The organism is Proteiniclasticum sp. (assembly GCF_032054185.1).
Taxonomy (GTDB): Bacteria; Bacillota; Clostridia; order Clostridiales; family Clostridiaceae; genus Proteiniclasticum.
Map to the genome: position 1 here is coordinate 29,792 of NZ_DAMBTF010000003.1, position 23,196 is coordinate 52,987.

At 41.8% G+C, this 23,196-nt stretch carries 25 protein-coding genes; all 25 read left to right on the forward strand.

Features of this window, described 5'->3' with window-relative positions:
• Positions 1-10 precede the first annotated feature (10 nt).
• Positions 11-511, forward strand: coding sequence for a GNAT family N-acetyltransferase (locus RTX25_RS02115; protein ID WP_312649885.1), 501 nt, complete (start codon positions 11-13; stop codon positions 509-511).
• Positions 512-674: 163 nt separating this feature from the next.
• Complete coding sequence (gene ychF, locus RTX25_RS02120) at positions 675-1,769, forward strand: redox-regulated ATPase YchF (RefSeq protein WP_312649886.1); 1,095 nt, start codon at positions 675-677, stop codon at positions 1,767-1,769.
• 198 nt (positions 1,770-1,967) lie between these two features.
• Positions 1,968-3,431: a type II CAAX prenyl endopeptidase Rce1 family protein gene (locus tag RTX25_RS02125; RefSeq protein ID WP_312649887.1), complete on the forward strand. Its 1,464-nt coding sequence runs from the start codon at positions 1,968-1,970 to the stop codon at positions 3,429-3,431.
• A complete protein-coding gene (locus tag RTX25_RS02130; protein ID WP_312649888.1) occupies positions 3,397-3,687 on the forward strand; it encodes a DUF503 domain-containing protein in 291 nt (96 codons plus the stop codon). Before RTX25_RS02125 ends, RTX25_RS02130 begins: the two co-directional genes overlap by 35 nt.
• 11 nt (positions 3,688-3,698) lie before the next feature.
• Positions 3,699-5,393 carry a M3 family oligoendopeptidase gene (locus RTX25_RS02135; RefSeq protein ID WP_312649889.1) on the forward strand — a complete coding sequence of 565 codons (1,695 nt, stop codon included), beginning with the start codon at positions 3,699-3,701 and terminating at the stop codon, positions 5,391-5,393.
• 155 nt (positions 5,394-5,548) lie between these two features.
• The gene (yfmF, locus tag RTX25_RS02140) at positions 5,549-6,808 is read left to right on the forward strand and encodes an EF-P 5-aminopentanol modification-associated protein YfmF (RefSeq protein WP_312649890.1); all 1,260 of its coding nucleotides are present in this window, start codon (positions 5,549-5,551) and stop codon (positions 6,806-6,808) included.
• A complete protein-coding gene (yfmH, locus tag RTX25_RS02145) occupies positions 6,786-8,060 on the forward strand; it encodes an EF-P 5-aminopentanol modification-associated protein YfmH (RefSeq protein WP_312649891.1) in 1,275 nt (424 codons plus the stop codon). Before yfmF ends, yfmH begins: the two co-directional genes overlap by 23 nt.
• A gap of 285 nt (positions 8,061-8,345) precedes the next feature.
• The gene (gene mraZ / locus RTX25_RS02150) at positions 8,346-8,774 is read left to right on the forward strand and encodes a division/cell wall cluster transcriptional repressor MraZ (protein ID WP_312650253.1); all 429 of its coding nucleotides are present in this window, start codon (positions 8,346-8,348) and stop codon (positions 8,772-8,774) included.
• A gap of 8 nt (positions 8,775-8,782) precedes the next feature.
• Positions 8,783-9,709 carry a 16S rRNA (cytosine(1402)-N(4))-methyltransferase RsmH gene (rsmH, locus tag RTX25_RS02155; RefSeq protein WP_312649894.1) on the forward strand — a complete coding sequence of 309 codons (927 nt, stop codon included), beginning with the start codon at positions 8,783-8,785 and terminating at the stop codon, positions 9,707-9,709.
• A 31-nt stretch (positions 9,710-9,740) separates the two neighbouring features.
• Positions 9,741-10,241 carry a hypothetical protein gene (locus RTX25_RS02160; RefSeq protein ID WP_312649897.1) on the forward strand — a complete coding sequence of 167 codons (501 nt, stop codon included), beginning with the start codon at positions 9,741-9,743 and terminating at the stop codon, positions 10,239-10,241.
• A gap of 22 nt (positions 10,242-10,263) precedes the next feature.
• On the forward strand, positions 10,264-12,000 hold the full coding sequence (locus RTX25_RS02165; RefSeq protein ID WP_312649899.1) for a penicillin-binding transpeptidase domain-containing protein: 1,737 nt from the start codon (positions 10,264-10,266) through the stop codon (positions 11,998-12,000).
• A 131-nt stretch (positions 12,001-12,131) separates the two neighbouring features.
• Complete coding sequence (gene murF, locus RTX25_RS02170) at positions 12,132-13,478, forward strand: UDP-N-acetylmuramoyl-tripeptide--D-alanyl-D-alanine ligase (RefSeq protein WP_312649902.1); 1,347 nt, start codon at positions 12,132-12,134, stop codon at positions 13,476-13,478.
• Complete coding sequence (gene mraY, locus RTX25_RS02175) at positions 13,478-14,425, forward strand: phospho-N-acetylmuramoyl-pentapeptide-transferase (protein ID WP_312649905.1); 948 nt, start codon at positions 13,478-13,480, stop codon at positions 14,423-14,425. Before murF ends, mraY begins: the two co-directional genes overlap by 1 nt.
• Positions 14,426-14,456: 31 nt before the next feature.
• Positions 14,457-15,671 (forward strand): putative lipid II flippase FtsW, encoded by a 1,215-nt coding sequence (ftsW, locus tag RTX25_RS02180; protein ID WP_312649908.1) that lies wholly within the window; start codon positions 14,457-14,459, stop codon positions 15,669-15,671.
• 24 nt (positions 15,672-15,695) lie between these two features.
• On the forward strand, positions 15,696-16,499 hold the full coding sequence (locus RTX25_RS02185; protein WP_312649910.1) for an FtsQ-type POTRA domain-containing protein: 804 nt from the start codon (positions 15,696-15,698) through the stop codon (positions 16,497-16,499).
• A 14-nt stretch (positions 16,500-16,513) separates the two neighbouring features.
• Complete coding sequence (locus tag RTX25_RS02190) at positions 16,514-17,239, forward strand: DUF881 domain-containing protein (RefSeq protein WP_312649912.1); 726 nt, start codon at positions 16,514-16,516, stop codon at positions 17,237-17,239.
• Between the two features lie 3 nt (positions 17,240-17,242).
• On the forward strand, positions 17,243-17,599 hold the full coding sequence (locus RTX25_RS02195) for a small basic family protein (protein ID WP_312649915.1): 357 nt from the start codon (positions 17,243-17,245) through the stop codon (positions 17,597-17,599).
• On the forward strand, positions 17,586-18,311 hold the full coding sequence (locus RTX25_RS02200; protein ID WP_312649918.1) for a DUF881 domain-containing protein: 726 nt from the start codon (positions 17,586-17,588) through the stop codon (positions 18,309-18,311). The genes RTX25_RS02195 and RTX25_RS02200 overlap by 14 nt, the downstream gene beginning before the upstream one ends.
• A 14-nt stretch (positions 18,312-18,325) precedes the next feature.
• Entirely contained in the window at positions 18,326-18,985 is a 660-nt protein-coding gene (locus RTX25_RS02205; RefSeq protein ID WP_312649919.1) for a YggS family pyridoxal phosphate-dependent enzyme, read from the forward strand.
• Between the two features lie 20 nt (positions 18,986-19,005).
• Positions 19,006-19,467 carry a cell division protein SepF gene (locus RTX25_RS02210; RefSeq protein ID WP_312649921.1) on the forward strand — a complete coding sequence of 154 codons (462 nt, stop codon included), beginning with the start codon at positions 19,006-19,008 and terminating at the stop codon, positions 19,465-19,467.
• Complete coding sequence (locus RTX25_RS02215; RefSeq protein WP_312649924.1) at positions 19,467-20,225, forward strand: YlmH/Sll1252 family protein; 759 nt, start codon at positions 19,467-19,469, stop codon at positions 20,223-20,225. The genes RTX25_RS02210 and RTX25_RS02215 overlap by 1 nt, the downstream gene beginning before the upstream one ends.
• Positions 20,226-20,253: 28 nt before the next feature.
• On the forward strand, positions 20,254-20,841 hold the full coding sequence (locus RTX25_RS02220) for a DivIVA domain-containing protein (protein ID WP_312649926.1): 588 nt from the start codon (positions 20,254-20,256) through the stop codon (positions 20,839-20,841).
• 90 nt (positions 20,842-20,931) lie between these two features.
• The gene (locus RTX25_RS02225; RefSeq protein ID WP_312649929.1) at positions 20,932-21,954 is read left to right on the forward strand and encodes a 3-dehydroquinate synthase family protein; all 1,023 of its coding nucleotides are present in this window, start codon (positions 20,932-20,934) and stop codon (positions 21,952-21,954) included.
• A gap of 4 nt (positions 21,955-21,958) precedes the next feature.
• The gene (gene aroF, locus RTX25_RS02230; RefSeq protein WP_312649933.1) at positions 21,959-22,753 is read left to right on the forward strand and encodes a 3-deoxy-7-phosphoheptulonate synthase; all 795 of its coding nucleotides are present in this window, start codon (positions 21,959-21,961) and stop codon (positions 22,751-22,753) included.
• The gene (gene lspA, locus RTX25_RS02235) at positions 22,750-23,196 is read left to right on the forward strand and encodes a signal peptidase II (RefSeq protein ID WP_312649936.1); all 447 of its coding nucleotides are present in this window, start codon (positions 22,750-22,752) and stop codon (positions 23,194-23,196) included. The genes aroF and lspA overlap by 4 nt, the downstream gene beginning before the upstream one ends.

The following is a 23,196-nucleotide window of genomic DNA, read 5'->3' on the forward strand; positions in this document are numbered from 1 at the left end:
GGTTGAATCAATGTTTGAAACAGAAAGACTTGTTGTTTTCCCATTAACAGCCAAAGAGCTTGATGCACTATTAAACAGAAGATCGGATTTTGAAGAAAGTACAGGGTACAGCTATGATGGGGAGCTGATGGAAGGAATTCTATATCATATTTTTTCCGGACGCGTGAATGTTCTTAAAGATCCATCTAAGAATCTGCACTTCTATACCATGTGGGTCTATGCACTGAAATCCACAAAAACCATTATCGGCAGCATTTCATGCAAAAACGCACCATCGGATAGTGAGGACATTGAAATCGGGTACGGAATCAACCTGAAATACGAAAGACAAGGATATACGACAGAGGCTGTAAGTGTCCTATCTGAATGGATATTGCAGCAGGATGGCGTGAAGACTGTAATCGCAGAAATCGAAAAAGAGAATACCGCTTCGCGACGCGTGGCACAGAAATGTAATATGATGAAATACCAGACAGTCGGCAATGATGAGTGGTATAGACTTGTGAAGTAGCCTGTCCTGATTGGCCTTCTGATTTCTGGTTATTATCGAAGTGAGGATATTCTTGCATCTGGGTATTGTAGGTTTAGATTAATTCGATGCCAATTCCTTGATAAATTACCCATTCATCTGTATAATTGATTAGATGTAGATGAATGAAAAGTGAGGAATAAGAATGAAATTAGGAATAGTTGGACTTCCCAATGTAGGGAAAAGTACATTATTTAATGCAATAACAAAAGCCGGAGTAGAAGCGGCAAATTATCCCTTTGCCACCATTGAGCCGAATGTCGGAGTTGTGGCAGTACCTGACGAGAGACTTGACCACCTGGAGAAACTGTATAATTCAAAGAAGAAGGTTTTTGCCAATGTCGAGTTCTATGATATCGCCGGTCTTGTCAAAGGGGCATCACAGGGAGAAGGTCTCGGAAACAAATTTCTGAGCCATATCAGAGAAGTTGAAGCCATCGTCCATGTGGTCAGATGTTTTGAAAATGACAACATCGTTCATGTGGAGGGAAGTGTCGATCCTATAAGAGACATCGAGACGATCAATCTTGAACTGATCTTTTCCGATCTGGAAACACTGGAGAAACGTATGGACAAGGCGCAGAAGCTGAAGCGCTCAGGAGACAAGACAGCTCAGGCTGAGTATGACCTCATGGAACGGATCAAAGCTCACCTGGAAGCAGGTAAAGCGGTCAGAACATTCGAAGCAACTGAAGATGAAAAGGAAATCATCAGAAGCCTCTTTCTTCTGACGTCTAAAGATGTGCTTTATGCAGCAAATATTTCAGAAGAAAATCTGATTTCAGGTGAAGAGAATGAGCTTGTTGAGAGAGTAAGAGAATACATCAAAGATGAGAATGCGGGTATGGTGACCATATGTGCAAGACTTGAAGAAGAACTCTCTGGTCTTGAAGATGATGAAAAACTGGAAATGCTTGCGGAATACGGTATCAGTGAAACAGGACTCAATCGCCTGATCAGGGAAAGCTACAGACTTCTGGGTCTCATGAGCTTCCTTACTGCAGGGCAGCAGGAAGTAAGAGCCTGGACCATAAAGGTCGGTACCAAAGCGCCTGTTGCTGCGGGTAAGATCCATTCTGACATTCAGAGAGGATTTATCAGAGCTGAAGTGATTTCTTATGACGCACTCATGGAATCGGGTTCTGAGGCACATGCTAAGGAAAAAGGTCTATACCGAATTGAAGGTAAGGAATACATCATGCGTGAAGGTGATGTGGTCAATTTCAGATTCAATGTGTAAAATATGAGAAAAATCTCCATGCTGATGAGGTATGGAGATTTTTCATTTGAACTGCTCTCTCCTGCGATTCTCAGAGTAGGGGGTATTTTTGCTGGTTCATGATAAAAATTATGTTTTTATTACTGGTTTTGGTATACTAAGAACATATCGATAATTCATAGTAATATAAAAACTAATAAGGTCTGCAGGAGGATAATCATGACTTTGAAATTTGAAAAGCTCAGTATCACCAAATTTGTTCTGATGCTGTTTGCGGTTTTTGCACTGCTCATTTTCAGCGCTGCAGCATTCGCTTTTAACGATACTACCGGTTACGCTATATACTACATTCAGATTCTTTTTTATGTCCTGATGTTTATCGCATTCTACTATCTGGGACTTACCAAGATGGAGAGAAGGATTATGATGGATGGCGGAGAAGAGAAGAAATCGCTTCATCTGGCATTTCTTCCATTTCTCGTGGGTGGGCTCGTCACGATAATCTATGTGCTGATCCTTCAGAATTTTCTGCCTGGACTTTACGAATCCTATATGGAAGCGTCGGAGCTTATGGAAGGCATCAGTTTTCAGACGAATAAGATGGAGCTGATTCTGCTTTTTATCTCTGTTGTCATTCTTGCCCCCATTGTGGAGGAGATAGTATTCAGAGGAATTTTCTTCAACCTTCTGAACAGAAAGAGAAGCACATTGTTTGCTATGGTTGTTTCCTCTCTGATCTTCGGACTTCTCCACGCTCAGACCATGGTGCCTACAGCGGTGATCGGCTTTGTGCTTTGCTTTATCTATCATAGAACCGGAAGTCTACTGCTTGTCATGGCAGGACATATGGTCAACAATCTTATCGCGTTTTCTCTGCCGCTCATTATCGGTGACAATGACATGCTGGGATCCGGATATGAAATACTTGGACTCGTACTGGTTGCCTTATATATCATTTTCACAATCTACTTTGTCTATTACTACATGAAAAACAGGCACTTCCTGAAGTTTGACGCACCGATGTATAGAGCTGCCGAGGGTGGCAGAGCGGATCAGAATGTAAGCCTTGATGAAAAAACAGGATATGTACCTGCGTACACCGCCCCTTCACCTGTCCGAATAATCGATATCTCAAAGGCGCTGTTTAATGATATGCCTGTATACGAGGGCGATCCTGAAGTGAAAATCAGAAAAGTCCGTAGCGTTCCTGATGATGGATATTCCGTACACAGTATAAGTCTGAATACTCACGCTGGAACTCATCTTGATTTCCCCAGTCATTTCATAGATGAGGGGAAAAATCTGAATGACATGGATCTTGGGCTGTTCTATGGAGAGGTCATAGTTACCGACTCCTTCGAAGATCTGCTTCCACGGGGAACCAGAAGAGTGATTGCCAAGGCTGGATATCTGACTCATGAAAGAGCAGAGGCGCTTATTGCAGGCGGGATAAGACTGGTCGGTACAGTTAATGACTCAATAGAACAAGATTCTCCTTACAAGGTGCATAAAACTCTGTTGGAGAATGATATAATTATTATGGAAAACCTTAATGCAGACGCAGTGGAAAAGGGCAGATATACCTTGTCCGCTTTTCCGCTCAAAATTGATGGAGCAGAAGCAGCTCCAGCAAGGGTGGTGCTTATAGATGATTTACGTGGCAGCAGCCAGGATGAATTTTAGGGTCAGCTATGTACATTCTCTGAAAGAGAAAAGAAGCATAGTAAACAGCATTAAAGCCAAGGTGAAAAACAGATTCAATGTTTCGGTCATCGAAGCTGAGGAGCTGGATAATCACAAGAGTATCGTTTTGGGTTTGTCTGCCGTTTCGTCCAGTAAGGACATTGCAGCGGAAACCATAAAGAAAGTGGCGGATTTTATTCTGAGTAACTTCGATATCGAACTTATTCAGGAGGAAACATATATTGATAATATGTAGGAGGGGACTTTATGAAATTTAATGATTACAAGTATGTAAGACCTGAAATGGCAGAGGTCAAGGAAGAGGTTCTTAAGATATTTGAGGAAATGGAAAAAGCACAGTCGAAAGATGATTTCCTGAAAAAGATGGATGAGTTCATAAAAATCAGACTGCATGTGGAATCCATGTTCCAGCTGGTTGAGATCAGACACAGTATCGATACAAAGGATGAATTCTATGATAAGGAATCCGAATATGTGGATATGTCTATGCCTGAAATGCAGGATCTTACAACCAGGTTCTATCATGTCATTCTGAATACTCCATTCAGAAACGATATTGAAGACAAGTACGGAAGACATCTACTTAATCTGGCGGAGCTTTCGATTAAGGCGTTCAGACCGGAAATCATCGAAGACATGCAGGAGGAGAATCGCCTCTCAACAGAGTATTCGAAACTGGTCGCTTCAGCGAGCATAAATTTTGAAGGAGAGGAACGCAACCTTTCAGCTCTTGTGCCGTTTATGGAAAATCCCGAGAGATCAATCAGAAAGGCGGCGTATGAAGCTTATTCCGGTTTCTTCAAAGAAAACGAAAAAGAATTTGACCGTATCTATGATGAACTGGTTAAAGTCAGACATAAGATGGCCAGAAAGCTGGGTTATGACAATTATGTACAGATGGCGTATGACGGCCTGTTAAGAACTGAATACGGACCAGAAGAAGTAAAGACATACAGAGAAGCCATTCTTAAGCATATCGTACCGCTGGTGGTCAAGCTAAGAGAGAGACAGGCGAAGAGACTTGGACTTGATGAGCTGAAGTATTATGATGAAGCCATCGAATTCACAACAGGAAACGCTGTACCTAAGGGTTCACCTGAGTGGATCATCGACAACGGCAGGAAAATGTATGAAGAACTTTCAGGAGAGACTAAAGAATTCTTTGATTTTATGGTTGAACATAACCTGCTGGATCTTGTCAACAAGAAGGGAAAGCAGGCCGGAGGTTACTGTACCTATATCGCTGATTTCAAATCTCCGTTTATTTTCTCGAACTTCAATGGAACATCAGGAGATATTGATGTTCTGACACACGAAGCTGGCCACGCCTTCCAGGTGTTCTCCTCAAGACACTACGAAGTGCCTGAATACAGCTTCCCGACTTATGAAGCCTGCGAGATCCATTCCATGTCCATGGAATTCTTCACCTGGCCCTGGATGAACCTTTTCTTTGAAGAAGATACAGAGAAGTACAAGTTCTCACATCTTCAGGGAACACTGCTGTTCCTGCCTTATGGCGTATCCGTGGATGAATTCCAGCACTTTGTCTATGAGAATCCGGACGCGACTCCAGAGGAAAGAAAGACCATGTGGAGAAAAATCGAAAAGAAATATCTGCCTCTGAAGAACTATGATGACAATGAATTCTACGACAGAGGAGGATTCTGGTTCAAACAGCTCCATATCTTCACTTCGCCTTTCTACTATATCGACTATACACTTGCCCAGGTCTGCGCTTTACAGTATTTCATAAGAAGCAGAAATGAGGGTGATAAAGCATGGGATGATTATGTTGCACTTTGTAAGGAAGGTGGAAGCAAACCATTCCTTCAGCTGGTAGAACTTGCCGGTCTCAAGAACCCGTTCGTTCCAGAAACCATTCCATCCATTCTACCGGAAATCGAAGCTTATCTCGACTCAGTTGATGATTCGAAGATGTAAACCGAATAGTTGAATCTGCAGGTTTCTGATTGAAGATACTTCTTCTTTTGGAAACCTGCTTCCTTAAGAAGATTTTCAGATAAATATGTGATAATATATTTTATACAACCAATTTAGGTGAAAGGTATGCCTTATGGCATATCTATGGAGGAATAATGCAGAACATCGGAATAATAAAAACAGCCAAATTTAAAAACAACGCCATCAGTCTTGTGGTTCCAGTCAGCCTGGAAGAAAATGTCACGGGATTTAATGTTCTTGCCCAGGTGCTGAAAAGAGGTACCAGGTCTTTCCGTACGTCATCGGAGATTGCAAGATACCTGCAGGAGATGTACGGTGCAAACTTTGATATCGGAATGAGCAAAATCGGGAATAAACTGTTCATCATTTTTTATGTCAGTTTCCTGGATAACAGGTTTACCTTATATAACGAAGATCTCTGGCAGAAAGCGATAGATCTTTTAAATGAAATCATCTATCATCCTGTATTCATAGAATCAGACTTCGATGATGAGATCATCGAACAGGAAATAATGAATCATAGATTGTATATTGAATCGATCTATGACGATAAAGGTCACTACAGTATGGGCAGGGTCATGGAAATCGGACTGAACGACTCGTATCGTATTCCTGAATATGGCACCATTGAAGAGCTGGACAAGCTTGACAAGGATGTTCTGAAGAACTTATGGCAGGAAATGCATATGAAGCAGGCTTTCTGTTATGCGTCTGGTAATATCGAAAAGGAAGAAGACGTATTAGAAAAGCTTTCATCGTTAAAGATTCTTGATAACAGTATCACTAGAGACAACCTGAAATCACCTGGGGAAAGAGACTTTAACCGCGAATCTGGAGAAGTCTATGAAAAGATGAAAATCAATCAAGGGAAGATGTCTCTCCTTTATAATACTAACATTTCAATTTTCAGTGGGGATTACTTTGCTCTGGTCATGTTCAACTCGATTTTCGGCGGAGGAGCTCATTCGAAATTATTCAATGAAGTCAGAGAAAAGCATTCTCTGGCCTATTCCATCTACTCCTCATTTGACAAATTCGCGGGTGTACTGACCATCGGAGGAGGTCTTGATTTCAAGAACTTCAAAAAGGCTCGTGTTCTGATTGATGAGGAAGTCGATAAAATGAAGATCGGTGAATTCACAAGAGATGAGCTTGAAACTGCAAGAGCAAAAGTGATCAGCTCACTGAAGTCCATGGAGGATTCCATGTACAGCACTTCAAGCTATCTGATCGCACTCAGGGTTTTCGGTATCGACTATACCATTGAGGAAGTTATTGAAGGAATACAAAGTGTAACAAAAGAGAGAATAATGGAAGTGGCTAAAGGACTGGAGTTCATCAGCGCACATTATCTCGACGAGGAGGGCGCAAATGGGAACGATCAAAGAGCTTAAATTTATCGATGAAAAAATATATGAAACAGAAATCAATACGCTGAAGGTGTACTATATTCCAAAGAAGGGATTCACGAAATCCTATGCGATTCTCACTTCTGATTATGGAAGCAAGGATGTGGAGTTTTCAGTCGATGGTGGTGTAAGCTTCAGGAAATATCCAGATGGTATTGCTCATTTTCTTGAGCACAAGGTTTTTGAAATGCCTGATGGAGAGAATGTGTTCAACAGATTCACAGAACTCGGCGCTTCAGTAAATGCCTTTACGAATAACCACCAGACTTCGTATTATTTCAGCACAACTGATCATTTTCTCCCGAATCTGAAGCTGCTCCTTAAAATGGTATTCACACCTCATCTGACCGATGAGAATGTGGAGAAGGAAAAAGGAATCATTGCAGAAGAAATAAAAATGTATGATGATCATCCCGGCTTCAGAGGATATATAGAAGCCATGAAGGCACTCTATCATATCCATCCTGTAAAAGAAGATATCGCAGGAAGTGTGAATTCGATTTATAGTCTGACGGCTAAGGATCTTATAGAATGTTATGAAGCATTCTATAATCCGAGAAACATGATTCTTGTTCTAGTAGGAGATCTGGATATCACCGAATTCGAAGAAGTCATTAAAGAGAATGTAGAGCCAGGTCTGCCACTTACCCTTGTGAAAAAAGAATACCTGGAACCTGAAGAGTCAGTAAAAAAGGAATCCGTTCTGGAAATGAATCTTCAGGTGCCGAACTATATCTATGGTGTCAAAGTCAGAAGAACCGGAAACGATCTTCTCAAAGATACTCTGGTCGGTTCAATGGCCATGAAACTCATCTTCGGATCCACTTCTCGTTTCTATGAGGAGAATATCCAAAACGGCAGAATCAATGACAGTTTTTCAAGTGAAATCAGTCTTGAGGAAGACCACGGTGAAGTTTTCATCGGGGGAGAATCAAGAGATCCTGAAATGGTTCTGAACCTGATTGAAGAATATATCGAGAGCATTAAAAAAGACAAAGAGTTTTTCCGGAAAATGGAATCAGACTTAAAGAGAATCAAAAAAGCCATGACGGGTAAATTCGTAAACATATTCAATTCTGTGGATAGGATTGGAGTCTCCACAACTGGGCTACTGCTGCATGGAGAAGATTTATTCAGTTATGTAGAAAAAATTAAGAATATCAGCATAAATGATGTGGAAATTAAATTTTATGAAATATTCAGCAAGGACCGCAGTACGAAAGTGACCATCAAATAGAACATCCATTCTTCAATATTTTCAAGGTGAATAGCATCCGGGTAGTATATGTTTTTATGCAAATTCTGTGAAAAAATGTCACAATTGTGATGACCTGTTTGCAGCTTGCGTATTGATTTTTATTCATTTTAGAAAGTTACTGTATTTCATTAATAAAATAATATGTAATTTGTGTAAATTTTAAATATAATTCATTTATAACCCTTCAAACTATTGAAGGGTTATATTTTTTTGTGTAGAATAGACCTATAAGTGGTAAAAAGTGGTAGAAAGTGGTGAATAATGATGCTGATCGGTGAGTTTAGCCATGGAATGGATAAGAAAAACAGAATAATCATTCCTTCTAAACTCAGAGAAGGATTAGGAGAGCAGTTTATCATGACTAAAGGTCTTGATTCCTGTCTATACATCTATCCTAAGAACGAATGGCAGATTTTTGAACAGAAACTGAAATCACTGCCTCTCACGGATAAAAATGTCCGATCTTTTGTGAGATTCTTCTTTTCAGGAGCCAATGAAATGGAACCTGACAAGATGGGGAGAGTGCTGATTCCGCAGTCACTTTTAAGCTATGCCGGAATAGATGGTGAAGTCGTGAGCGTTGGTATGATGGATCGAGTTGAAGTGTGGTCCAAGGAGAAGTGGGAAGCGTATAACGAGAGTGAAATGGATATGGATGCTATCGCTGAAAAAATGAATGAACTGGGAATATAGGTGAAGTTATGGAGTTTAAACATGTCTCTGTTCTTCTGGACGAATGTCTTGAAGGGCTGAATATCGAAGAAAACGGCACTTATGTCGATTGTACTCTTGGTGGTGCAGGGCATACAAAGGAAATCCTGAAAAGACTAAAGGGTGGGAAGCTCATAGGGATAGACCAGGATACTGATGCATTGAATAATGCCAAAGAAGCTTTGAAGGAATATGACAACGTAACTCTGGTACATTCAAATTTTGAAGAGATCAGGAAGATAATCCAGGAACATGCACCAGAAGGTGTAGACGGAATACTCATGGACTTAGGTGTTTCATCCTATCAGCTTGATGAAGGTGAAAGAGGGTTTTCCTACATGAAGGATGCACCACTTGATATGCGGATGAACAGGGAAGATGATTTAACTGCATATGAGGTCATCAACAACTATGAGGAAGAAGATATTTACCGAATCATACGTGATTATGGGGAAGAGAACTGGGCTAAGCGAATCGCAGAATTTATTGTCAAGGCAAGGGGAGAGAAACCTATTGAGACCACCCTTGAACTTGTGGAAATCATAAAAAAGGCGATTCCCTCGAAGGCAAGACGAGAAGGACCTCATCCTGCAAAGCGAACTTTTCAGGCCATAAGAATAGAAGTGAATAGAGAACTGACGATCATAAGAAACACAATTCTTGATGCAGTGGATGGATTAAAGCCTGAGGGAAGACTGGCAATAATCACTTTTCATTCACTTGAAGATCGGATTGTAAAAAACACTTATAAAGAACTGATGTATCCCTGCACTTGCCCAAGCAACATGCCGTGCATATGCGGGAAAACAGCAACAGTAAAAATTTTGACCAAGAAACCCATTTTACCTGGTGAGTTAGAGATAGAAGAAAACCCCAGGTCAAGAAGCGCTAAATTGAGGGTGTTGGAAAAAATATAGGTTACGGGATATTTAGAAAGGTGTGATGATGATGGCACTACCAAACCGAGTACAGTACTTAAGTACGGCTCCGAATCCTGAAATCAGAAGAGAGAAACAGAGAGAGCAGGAAGAGGAAAGAAGAAGACTCGAAAAATCAAGACAGGATTTTCATAGAAAGAATGCAGCGCGAAACAATAAGATGAAGATGAGCGCTGTGCTCACCATATTTTTTATGGCTACAGGTCTATTTGTAACGATATTCAGAAGCGGTATGATTTATAATATGCAGAACAAGTATGTTCAGATGCAGAACGACACTCGTGCAACCATCAAGAGTAATGAAGCACTTAAGGCGAAAATGATTCAGGCTTCTTCCATCGGTGACATCGCAGAAAAATCCGTCGCGCTGGAGCTCGTATCTGTGGATAAATCTGACTATATTGAAGTTGACCTGACGAAGAATAATTTTATGGAAACTGAAGCTGTTCAGGATGAACCGAATTTTACAGATAAGATCTTCTCTATGCTTAACTTGAATATTTCAAACTGATCGAGAGACATAGAGGTGTATGATGTATAACAAAAGATATCTGTGGGTAACCGCACTGACATTTTTCCTGTTTTTAGGGCTTGGTGCAAGACTGTTTTATGTCACAGTTATTGCAAAAGATGAGATTTTTACAAAAGCCCAGAGTCAGATTGTAAGAGAAATCACCATCCCGGCAAAGAGAGGGGATATATTAGATCGTAACGGTTCCATACTTGCTTCCACAACTGAAGCCTATCGTGTCGACGCAGATCTGAAAACGTTCAGAAGACTGCTGGAGTCAAAAGATAAGACTGCAGAAGAATATGCAGCACCTCTTGCTGAAATTCTTGGAGAAGATAAGGATGAACTCCTTGCAAAGCTGACTGCCGAGAACAACGGAATCATTATCAAAAGAAAGATAGAGAAAGACACCATAGATCTTCTGAAAGAGTATATCGATGAAAATGAAGTCAATTTTCTTCTCATCGGATATGATAACATCCGATATTATCCCAATAACAGTTTTCTGTCACATGTTCTCGGATCCGTCAATATCGACGGTACTGGGGTAATGGGGATAGAGTACTGGTACGATGAGACATTAAAAGGGATAAGCGGAATAAAGATTGCTGAGGTGGACAAACAGAATCGTGAACTGCCTTATTCGGAAGTGATCCAGACATCAGCCATTGACGGCAGTGATCTCATCCTGACCATCGATGAAAAAGTGCAGTACTTTATTGAAAATCTGGCTCAGAAAGCTATGGATAAGCATGAAGCGGAGAGCGTGACCATGATCGTTTCAGATCCGAAGACCGGAGGCGTTCTTGGAATGGTCAATCTTCCTGATTTTGATCCGAGTAATCCAAGAGAAGATAGAACTCAGGATGAATTTGATGCCATAACGAGAAATTTTTCTGTGAATGACGCTTATGAACCGGGTTCAACATTTAAGATTGTTACCGTATCATCAGCCATCGAAGAAGGCGTTGTCAGCGAGGATGATCATTTCTTCTGTCCCGGTTACATTATGGTCAATGGAGTAAGGATCAACTGTGTCAACCGATCTGGTCATGGAGATCAGTCCCTTGGTGATGTGCTCAGGAACTCCTGTAATGTGGGAACGATCATGATCGCACAGAGACTGGGAGCAGACAGATTCAACGAATATGTCAGTTCCTACCTTTTCGGACAGAAAACCGGAATCGATCTTCCTGGAGAAACCACCGGAATTGTGTTCAATAAAGACAGTATGACGCCAGTAGATCTTGCAACTTCTGCCATCGGACAGGCGCAGACAGTGAGTCCTGTACAGATGATGAACGCGATCAATACAGTTTCCAACGGTGGGGTGATGATTCCTCTTCATTTAGGCGAGAAAGCTACACTTCTCGATGTGAACGGCAATCTTACAGAAAGAGTGCTGAATGAGTCGGAAGACAAGGAAATCATAAGCAAGAACACAGCAGACAGGATGCTTAAGCTTCTGTTTGGCGTTGTTGGAGGCAATGATCGAAGTGCAGGCTATATTGAAGACATTGCAGTATACGGTAAAACAGGAACCGCTCAGAAAATCATCAAAGATGAAAATGGAAAACAGAGGTATTCAGATGATGAATTTATCTCTTCATTCATAGGCGGGGCACCTTATCAGGATCCCAAGGTGACGGTCCTTGTCATCATTAATAATCCAAAAGATGCTATTTATGGTAATGTTGTTGCTGCGCCATGGGCCAAGGAAATCATCTTGGAAATGGACAAATATCTTTCCTTAAAATGATGAGTAATAGCATGTGAATTCACATGCTATTTTCGTATAAACATCTCCATAAACTTAGGGAATATGATATATTTGATAAGGAAATTTTATACTGATTTTAAAAATGAACCATAGGAAGAGATGAGGATATTATGAAAACCATACAAGTCAAAGATATTGCTGAAAAATTAGGCGCAACACTATACGGCAGCCCGGAAGCCGGTTTCGATGCTGTGTACATCGATTCCAGAATTGTTACGGACAATTCACTGTTTATCGGAATAAAGGGTGAGCATTTTGATGGTAATGAGCTGTATATGGATGCTTTCAGTAAAGGCGCCAGCGTTGCCGTAGTTGAGAATATCGAAGTAGGGGAAGTTCCCCAGGGAAAAGCAGTGCTTAAGGTAAGCAGCACTTATCGAGCTATACTTGATCTTGCCTATTACTACAGAAAAACACTGGATCTAAAGATCATTGGAATTACCGGATCTACAGGTAAAACATCTACAAAGGATATCCTGCATGGTATGCTGTCTAAAAAATACAAGGTGTTCAAGACATCTGGGAACTATAATAATGAGCTGGGTCTTCCACTTATGATTTTCTCCTTGGATGATTCCTATGATTACGCGATTCTGGAAATGGGGATGAGTGCACCCCTTGAGATTCATAATCTTGCAAGAGTCGCACAGCCTGATATTGCCGTAATTACAAATATCGGACTGTCCCATATCGAGCATCTCGGATCACAGGAAAATATTCTGAAGGCGAAGATGGAAATTACGGATTTTTTCAGCAGGGAGTCTCTTCTTGTGTTAAATGGAGATGACGAGTACCTGAAATCTGTACAGAATAAGCCATATCGTATTCTTTATGGAGGACTTACACGGGGTGACTATATCGCAAGAAACCTTAAAGTGAATGAAGACAGTATAGAATTCACCGTGAATAAGAATAAGGAAGTCATCCATCTTGAAATTCCCGGCAGACACAATATCCAGAACGGTATTTTATGTTATGCAGTAGCAAGAGAACTGGGTCTGAAAGACGAAGATCTTGCCCATATTGAAATCATGAAAAGCTCCATGAGAATGGATCTTATCCGAATGGACAGACTTACGCTGATCAATGACTGCTACAATGCCAATCCCGATTCGACTAAAGCAGCTCTTGATTATCTGGATAATTTTTCAGGTAGAAAAGTTGCGATAATCGGCACCATGAAAGAGCTCGGTACTGAATCAAAAGAAGCGCACAGATCCGTTGCCTATCATGCGAAGTCCAAGCATATCGATCTTTTTGTTGCAGTAGGTGAATATATGGATGAGATGGTTTCAACCTATGGCAGTGATGCGGTTGGATTCAGAACATACGAAGAAGCAGAAGAAAAAATCGGAGAACTTCTAAGAGCAGATGATACAGTTCTGATCAAAGCATCAAGGGGAATGTACTTTGAGCGTTTTATACCAGTCCTAGAAAAACTTGGAGGTAGAAACTGATGGAGACTGCACTGATTTCTCTGGTTTTAAGTATGGTCGCTGCCCTGATGATCGGACCCTATATCATCGAGAAGCTGAGAAGCTTCAAGTTCGGTCAGAATGTCAGACTGGACGGACCAAAATCTCATCTGACAAAGCAGGGTATTCCCAGTATGGGCGGGTTCATATTTTTAAGTGTTCTTACACTTATGGGCTTTGTGCTTTCGGGATTCAATCCCAAGGTCATGTTTATGATTCTTGTCACTTTAAGTTTTTCACTCATCGGCTTTCTGGATGACTATCTCAAAGTGAAGAAGAAATCATCCGACGGGCTCAGTGCAAAGCATAAGATGCTCTATTTGCTCGTTTTCGGACTTCTTGCGGGAAGCACTCTTTATTTTGGGTTTGATTATAAAAGTCTTATGATTCCGTTCCTCGGATATGAGATTCATCTGGGCCTACTGTATATCCTGTTCGTTGTCATTTTCTTTGCAGCTGCAACCAATGCGGTTAATCTGACGGATGGTATAGATGGTCTTTCCTCAACAGTGACGATTATTGTAGTGATTTTTTATGCACTCATCTCGTGGAGGTCAGGGGACCAGGAAGTATTCTTCTTTGCTCTGACACTCATCGGAGGGCTTCTAGGGTTTCTCTACTTCAACAGATACCCTGCAAAAGTATTCATGGGTGATACGGGATCCCTTGCGCTTGGTGGTGCTGTAGGGATTATGGCACTTATGACAAGAACTGAACTGCTGCTCATTCTTGTAGGGCTCATCTATGTAGTGGAAACCTTGTCGGTGATTATACAGGTCCTTTACTTCAAGAAAACTGGAAAGCGATTCTTCAGAATAGCGCCCATACATCATCATTTTGAAGCGGTAGGATGGAAAGAGAATAAAGTAGTATTGGTATTTGGACTCGTGACGCTGATGATGGTCATCATAACTTATCTGCTCATGTAGGGTCAGTACAGAATGTTAGTAGGAGGAAGTCATGAATAATGCAAAGCAGATGACAAAAAGAAATGACTTGCCCTCTAAGAGCAAGAGACGTAAAAAAAACAAAGTGAAATATAGGGAAGTAGACTTCGTTCTGCTTGCTGTGACCATTGCCCTCGTGCTTTTCGGACTGCTTATGGTCTACAGTGCTTCAAGCTATGAGAATGTCGCCAAGGGATTCGCTGCATATCGTGATGTCATGAGACAGGGCTTCTTTGCTGCTTTGGGACTTTCACTGATGATCGTAGGGTTCAGTAATTTCAACTATCACAGGTATTCCATGCAGCTCACAAAACTTGCTGTTTTTGTAATACTCATCCTGAATGTAGCTGTTATTCTGTTTGACCCGACCAAAGGTGCGAGCAGATGGATCAGACTTGGACCGATGTCACTTCAGCCTTCAGAACTCGCCAAGTTCGTTATGGTGCTCTATGCTGCGAATACACTGAAAAGACTCGAAACCCATCCAAAGAAGCCTGTTGCTCCTTCAAGGAAAGTGTTTATCATGGCGGTGGTTTTTGTCGGCGTTATCATACTCATACAGAGTAACCTTTCCATTGCCGCGATTCTTATGATCACCTCATTGATTATGATTTTCCTTTCAGGAGCCACTCTTCTCCAGAATGCCGCCTACATTTCACTGAGTGCTGCAGGCCTTATCGGTGCAATGGTGCTGGAACCCTATAGAATGAGAAGATTTCTGAACTTCGGCGATCCCTTTGCAGATGCTCAGGGTGCTGGACATCAGCTGGTTCAGTCACTCTACGCACTGACCAGCGGAGGTGTATTCGGCCAGGGGATCGGAATGTCAAGACTAAAGGCATTCTGGCTTCCTGAAGCTCAGAACGACTTTATCTTTGCAGTAGTAGTTGAAGAACTGGGACTGATTGGGGGGATGATGCTCATCCTGATGATCATGGTACTCATCTGGAGAGGCATCAGAATCGCACTCAATGCCAAGGACAGTTTCGGAAAGCTTCTAGCCATAGGGATTACAGCGGTCTTTGCTCTGCAGTCTCTCATCAATATTGCAGTTGTTATCGGTGCATTTCCTGTAACAGGTGTCACACTGCCATTTATCAGTGCTGGAGGCACATCGCTTGTGGTTAATCTTGCCGCTGTCGGTGTTCTCCTGAATATCTCAAGACAGTCCAGAGAGGAATCTGATCCTCGGACTGAGAAAATGAATCATAACGGAAACAGAAGATAGTGATACCTGAGGGAAGTGATAACAATGGGCTTACAAGAAGTTCAGGAACGAATCAGAAAGAGAAAGAAAAAAAGAAGAAGAAGGATAACCTTATTACTTCTGATTATAGTCATGATTTCGCTGGGGATATTTGTCACCAATGCACCATATTTCAACATCAGCGGTATCATCATCGAAGGGAATGAAAAGATTCCTTCCTCACTTATCGAAGAAGAAGGGAAGAAGCTGACCGGTGAGAACATTTTTCTTTTTTCCTCGGATGAGATGGAAGAGAGTATCGGGAAGCAGCCCTATCTTGAAGATATGCGAATAACAAGGAAGTTTCCTTCTACGTTAGTTGTGAAGATCAGTGAAAAGAAAGCTGAAGTCAATTATTACAAGGATGGCATCACAAGTCTTCTGACCCGTGAAGGGGTGCTTCTGGAAACTGGGACAAACCCGGTGGAAGGTGTGACACTGATTGATCAGGTGGAGCTGCCGAAACTCGGTGAAAACCTGTATCCGGAATCACAGGATAAGATAAAGGTTCTTGAAGAGTTCCGGTATCTGCAGGAAAGAAACATCAGTGAAATCATTTTTACAAAGATTGATCTGAGTGATATGACAAACATCAGAACCTATTACAATGATCTGGAAATCCGGTTGGGTTACACGGATTCATTGAAAGAAAAACTTAATGCGGCAATAAATATCATTTCTGAAGGGAATCTTTCGACAGTAAAAGGGTATGTGGATATTTCCTATGTAGATGAACCTGTTGTATTTGATGAAACCAAGCTGGCTGAGCCTACCGAAGATGTGGAATCACCTGTTAACGGTGATGGTTAAAGAAAAGGATAAAGATGGAAAGAAATAAGAATAGCCGAAGCAAACAATGGGTACTGGCACTGGTCTTTGTTGTTCTGGGATTCCTCTTGGCATACCAGTACAAACAGATTCAGAACCCGGTGAAGAAACTGACGGTTCAGGAAACTGAAGATCTTCTACAGGAAATAGAAATGCTCAAGGAAGAGAAAGCTGCCATGATCGAACTGAACGACAAGCTGACTGCGGATCTGAAAAACTATGAGACTTTCGCTTCATCAACAGATGAGGCCAATCTTCTCCTCAAGGATGAACTGGACAAGTCCAGAATGCTTCTGGGACTCGTAGATGTCAAGGGGCAGGGACTGACCATCAGTCTCAAACCTACGGATCCTCTACTTGATCCTCAGAATTTCAACTATATGACAGATGCGGAACTGGTGTATATCGTTAATGAACTGAAGTTCGCAGGTGCTGAAGCCATCAGTATCAATGATAAGCGGATTTCCATACAGACTGGAATCAAATCAAGTTCCAACAACAGCTTCATACTGGTCAATGATGAAAAAGTCTCTCCAAGAGAAGAGATCACGATCAAAGCGATCGGTGATAAGGCAAAGCTGTCCGGTGCAGTGGCTTTTCATGGTGCCATGTCCTATGGCGCACTAGAGTATTATGATATCCGGTTTCAGCCGGTTGATGATCTGATTATCGGGAGATATGACAAGGCTTTTTCATCATCATTTATCGAGGAGGGAGAATAGCATATGATTATCGTAATCGGATTACTTGTCGGTATTCTTCTTGGGCTGTTTCTTGATATCAGAATTCCTGATGCCTATACCACCTATCTGACCGTAGCCATTCTCACCTGCCTGGATTCGGTACTTGGTGCACTGAAGGCTCATATGGGTAAGACTTTTGACAACATAGTGTTTATATCCGGGTTTTTCGGGAATGCCATCATTGCGGTAGCCCTGACCTTTCTAGGCGACAGACTCGGTCTGCCGATGTATCTGGCAGCGGTCGTGGTTTTCGGAGGAAGAATATTCAATAACTTTGCGGTGATCAGAAGACTGGCCATTGAGAAATACTATAAGGGAAAGAGAAATGATACGATTTAATAAAATCATGGTATTAATGGGATCGGTGATCATGGGGATCGGTCTTGCAACGGGGGCTCAGCTGGCCACCGGAAAAATCAATGTCATCCTCATTCAGAGCGATTATCAGGATGCAGTCAACTATCATGAAAAACTGAAGACAGATATTGCAGGGCTTGGCAAAACACAGGATGAACTGAAAGAGAAACTCAAAGATTATGAAGAAAAAAGCAGTGACACAAAATCCATCATGGAAGAGCTGGACAATGAGTTAAAGAGGAATGAGAAACTCCTCGGCTATAAAGAAGTCAGAGGTTCGGGTTATATCATAACCATGTCAGATGGAGAACCGAAGGTCGATGAAACTGAAAACTCCATAGACAGCTGGCTTAGAATCATCCATAATGAAGATATGCTGAAGATCCTGAACGAACTTAAACAGAACGGTGCCGATGCCATATCCATCAATGGAGAGAGAGTTACAGAGACCTCTGAGATCTACTGCAGCTGGGCATTCATTTCCATAAACAGGAAAAAACTGCCGGCCCCGTTTGTCATAAAGGCTGTAGGCAATCATGAAAAGCTTGAAGCTTATGTGGAAAGCGAGTTCAATCAGCTGAGGAATATGAAAAACAGAGGCATCAGAATGGAACTGGAAAAAATGCCGATCATTATCCTCGAAGGTTCCATAGAGCCGATAACACCACGCTATCTTCAGGAAATAGAGAAATAGGAGTCGTGACTTTTTTGAACACAATAAAAGATAATCTCGAAAAGGTAAATGATACGCTGCTTGATGGGGTGACCCTCATTGCTGTATCAAAGACAAAGCCTCATGAAGCAATCATGGAAGCCTATGCTTCCGGAATACGAGACTTCGGTGAAAATAAAGTTCAGGAGCTCGAAGTGAAATTCGATGCGCTGCCAAAAGATATCAGATGGCATCTTATCGGCGGTCTCCAGACCAATAAGGTCCGGAAGATCATCGGCAAGACTTACCTTATTCAATCTCTCGACAGAGAAGCCCTTGCACTGGAAATAGACAAACGGGCTGAGAAGGCGAATATCACAGTAGATGCACTGATCGAAATCAATATCGGTGAAGAAGAGCAGAAAGCTGGAATACTGCTGAAGAACCTTCCGGAATTCATCGAGTTTCTGAAGCCGCTGAAAAACATCAATATAAGAGGACTCATGGCCATCATCCCCCAAGGGAATGAAGATGAAAACAGATTCTACTTCAGGAAAATGAAAGGAGTGTTTGCAGAGTTAAAAGAGCAGGAAAGGGAAAGACTGACGATGGAGATTCTTAGCATGGGCATGTCGACGGATTATATCACCGCTATGGAGGAAGGCTCCAATATGGTCAGGATCGGAACCGGGATTTTCGGATCAAGAAACAAATAATATATGAGGAGGAACAGACAATGGGTAAAATAATGACATCGTTCAAGAATATGATGGGATTTGAAGATGAGGACATCTACGATGACTATGAAGTGGAAGAAATGGAAGAGGAAGAAACAATGGAACCCAAGGAAAACTACAGTATCCTGAGCAGAAGAAAAGAAGCGAAAGAACAGAATAAAATCGTTAATCTTCATGGGAATAATACTAAAGTTCATATCATCAAGCCCAGCACTTTTGATGAAGCACCTCAAATCTGTGAGAGTCTGAAAGCAAATATGATCGTTGTGGTCAATACTTCTGCACTGGAGCCTAGAACAGCTCAGAGACTTCTTGATTTTATTGCCGGAGCCACCTATGCACTTTCAGGTGATCTGCAGGAGGTTGAGCATGGTGTATACGTCCTTTCACCTTCAATCGTTGAAGTGACAAGAGAAACTAAGGAAGAAAACACACTCAAAGGTTTTCTGAACTGGAAATAATGGATAAAGCAGGTTTTATCAAAACCTTTCACGATGAAGATTCCTATAGAATGGCAAAGCTCTTTGAATCCCTTGAAAGAGCAAAGAGCTTCAGCTATTTCTATTATACAGATGAGTTCTATACACCGGGCGTATGGAATAGAATCGCACAGATGAAAGAGTACAGAGACATTGATATTCTGGGAGAAGATTTTTTTGAACGGAAGATTTTTGCTGTGAACTTCGATGGAAACAATCCGCTGTCCATTCTTGAAATAGAGGGTCTGGACACTCACATTGTGCTCACCCATAGAGACTATCTGGGTGCAGTGATGAGTCTCGGCATCTTAAGAGAGAAATTCGGGGATATTTTTCTGAAAGACGGAAAAGCATATCTCATTGTTCTTGATTCCATGGCGGACTATATCAGGGACAACCTCAGTCAGATCGGACGGACAAGTGTCAGTGTGACAAAATTTGATTATGACGAAAAAGTATTGTTTCTTCAGCCCAATCTGATCAGAAGAGAAGCCGTTATTGCTTCACTGAGACTTGATGTGGTCGTGGCGGAACTGGCTAAAACTTCAAGGACCAAGGCCCTTGAAATGATCCAGAGAGGACTGGTTCTTCTAAACTATCACGAAACAAGGGATAAGGCTAAGGAAATAAAAGACGGTGATACCGTCACCATCAGGAAAAAAGGTAAATTCAAGATAGGGCAGATCGTAGGAACAACTCAGAAGGGAAACCTGAGGATCGCATTCTATCAGTTCGAGTAGGTTCAATTTAGTGTAGGAGGTAGAGTTCATGAAGATAACACCAGTAGAGATTACAAACAAAGATTTCAAAAGAACAATGAGAGGCTACAGCACAGACGAGGTAGATGAATTCTTAGATGAAATTGTTGAGGACTTCGAAGCGTTATATCGTGAAAATGCTAGCCTTAGGGATAAAATTGAAAGCTTCAACGAAAAGCTCGAGCATTATGCGAGCCTTGAAAAAACACTCCAGAGCACACTGGTTCTCGCACAGAATACCGCTGACGCGACTAAGAATCAGGCGGAGAAGGAAGCGGAACATATCCTTGAAAATGCCCATGCCAAAGCCCAGGGGATCATTGAAAACTCCAATAAGGAGAATGAGAGAATCAAACGGGAATATGAAAAGTACAGAATGGAATTCATGAACTTCAAGATGAGAGTGCTGAACTTCATGGAAAGTCAGATGAGTTCATTCACATCATCGTCTGACGAAATCGAAAGAGGAACTTTAGGCACTCGTTCACTTCAGGTTTCCGGGCTGAATCAGATGAGTGATATTAAGGGTGAAGAAACCGACGAAGAAATAATCAAATTGGATGACTATCTGGATGATGAGCTGGAGATTAAGGGATAGTCGTGACGGATCGAAGAGGCTTTCTATTGAGAGTCTCTTTTCTTGTGAAGCCAGTGTGCATATGATAAGATATCTGATGAGGGAAATGATATGGATGATATTAGGTTCAAAAAAGAGAATATCAGTTTTATAGACAAGATTCACCGCATTTTTGAAATACTGCCTGAAGATGCGCTTTTTGTCGTGGATAAAAAACTCTTCGGAATTTCTCCTCAGCTTTGTGGTTTACTGAAAAGCAAAAACGTTTATCTATACGAAGCCACTGAAGAAAATAAAACACTCAGTGAAGTGGAAAAAATCTATGCATTTCTTTGGGAACACCAGAAAATAGAAACGCTGATCGGAATCGGAGGAGGAATCACTGGAGATGTCGCAGGTTTTGCAGCCGCGACGTTTAAAAGAGGCATTCCGTTCATACTTGTGCCCACCACACTTCTTTCCATGTGTGACAGTTCGGCGGGTGGCAAGTGCGGTGTGAATTACCAGGGAATCAAAAACTACATCGGTACCTTCAGAAAGCCTGATGTAATCCTGATCTGTACGGATTTTCTGGATACTCTGAAAGATGAAGATCTGAAAAGCGGTCTGGGTGAAATCATCAAGTATGGGCTTCTGGATGAGACAGGTTCTATTTTAGAAGAACTGAGCGCATACAATAATGAGATTACTGAGCTTCCTCTTGAATCCTTCATAAGACGCGGACTGAGCATCAAGATAAAGGTTGTGGAAGAAGATTTCAGAGATACAGGGATAAGAAACATCCTCAATCTTGGTCATAATGTCGGCCATGCCGTGGAAAGTGTGCTTTCCGGTGGAATCACCCATGGTGAAGCTGTGGGGCTTGGGCTGATCGCTGAGCTTGCATTAAGCGAAATGAAGAATGATCTCGACCCTTTTGTGAGAAAGCAGGTTATAGCGATTCTGAAGAAATATGAAATGAAAGAAAAGCTGAGCGGCGTCAGCAGAGAAAAGCTGATGGATGCATTGAAAAAAGATAAAAAAAATGATGAACATATGCGGTTCACACTGCTTCAGAAGATCGGTGAACCCGTAATAAAGGTACAGGTTGCGGAAGAAGAGATTCTGCAGGCTCTGACCAGTATATTGGAGTAATTAAATGATACAGAAGACAATGGATCTTTCCCTCGGGAAAGTAAAAATAAAAATCGGTAACAAGACACTTATGGAGGATCCTGTTTTCTTTGCGGGACCCTGCTCGGTGGAAAATCTGGACACCATGAGAAAGATTGCCTGTGATCTCAAAGAAATGGGCGTGGATGTGCTTAGAGGTGGAGCCTTCAAGCCAAGAACCTCACCCTACGCATTTCAGGGCCTGAAAGATGAAGGTCTCGAGATACTCTCAATTATCAAAAAAGAATTTGATATGGTTATCTCCACGGAAATCCTTGATCTGAGAGATATCGAAAAGGCAGCTGATATCGTGGACATCATCCAGATCGGTTCCAGAAACATGTATAACTATGTACTGCTTGAAGAGGTGGGGAAGCTTGGCAAACCCGTCATCCTGAAACGCGGTTTCAGCGCTACAGTCAATGAATGGATAAATGCCGCGGAGTATATCCTGAACATCGGAAATGATCAGGTGATTTTATGCGAAAGAGGAATCAGAACGTTTGAAACCACCACAAGAAATACGTTGGATCTGAATTCAGTGGCTTATCTTGACAGGAACTGCCGCTTACCTGTCATTGTGGACCCAAGTCATGGAACCGGCGTCAGGGAACTCGTCAAGCCCATGGCCCTTGCAGGGATCATGGCAGGAGCTGACGGCCTGCTGATCGAAACCCATGTTGATCCGGACAGCGCCTGCTCCGACAGTCAGCAGACCATAAATATGGATACCCTGAGAGAGATTATGAAAAATACCAGTGAAATATGGAGGCTAACATGATATACATCATATTCATCATCGGACTGATACTAGATTATCTTACAAAGATCTGGGCGATAGACACCTTAAAGGGGAAACCGGATATTACGGTGATTAAAGGTTTCTTTGATTTATCCTATCTGGAAAACAGGGGAGCAGCTTTCGGAATCTTTCAGGGCAGAGTATATCTTCTAGCCGCTGTTACACTCCTCGTTCTTGTTGTCCTCTTTGTCAATTACGTCAAGACAAAAAAGAAAACACTGCTGTTTACGCTAAGTAATGCACTGATTCTTACAGGAGCCGTCGGAAATCTCATTGACCGTCTGCGCTATGGATTTGTTGTTGATTTCATTTCATGGCACTGGAAAGAGGCATACTATTTCCCGACATTCAACGTAGCGGATATCTGCGTGACTGTCGGAACGGGCCTGCTCATTATTTATATCCTGAAGGAAGTGGATTAA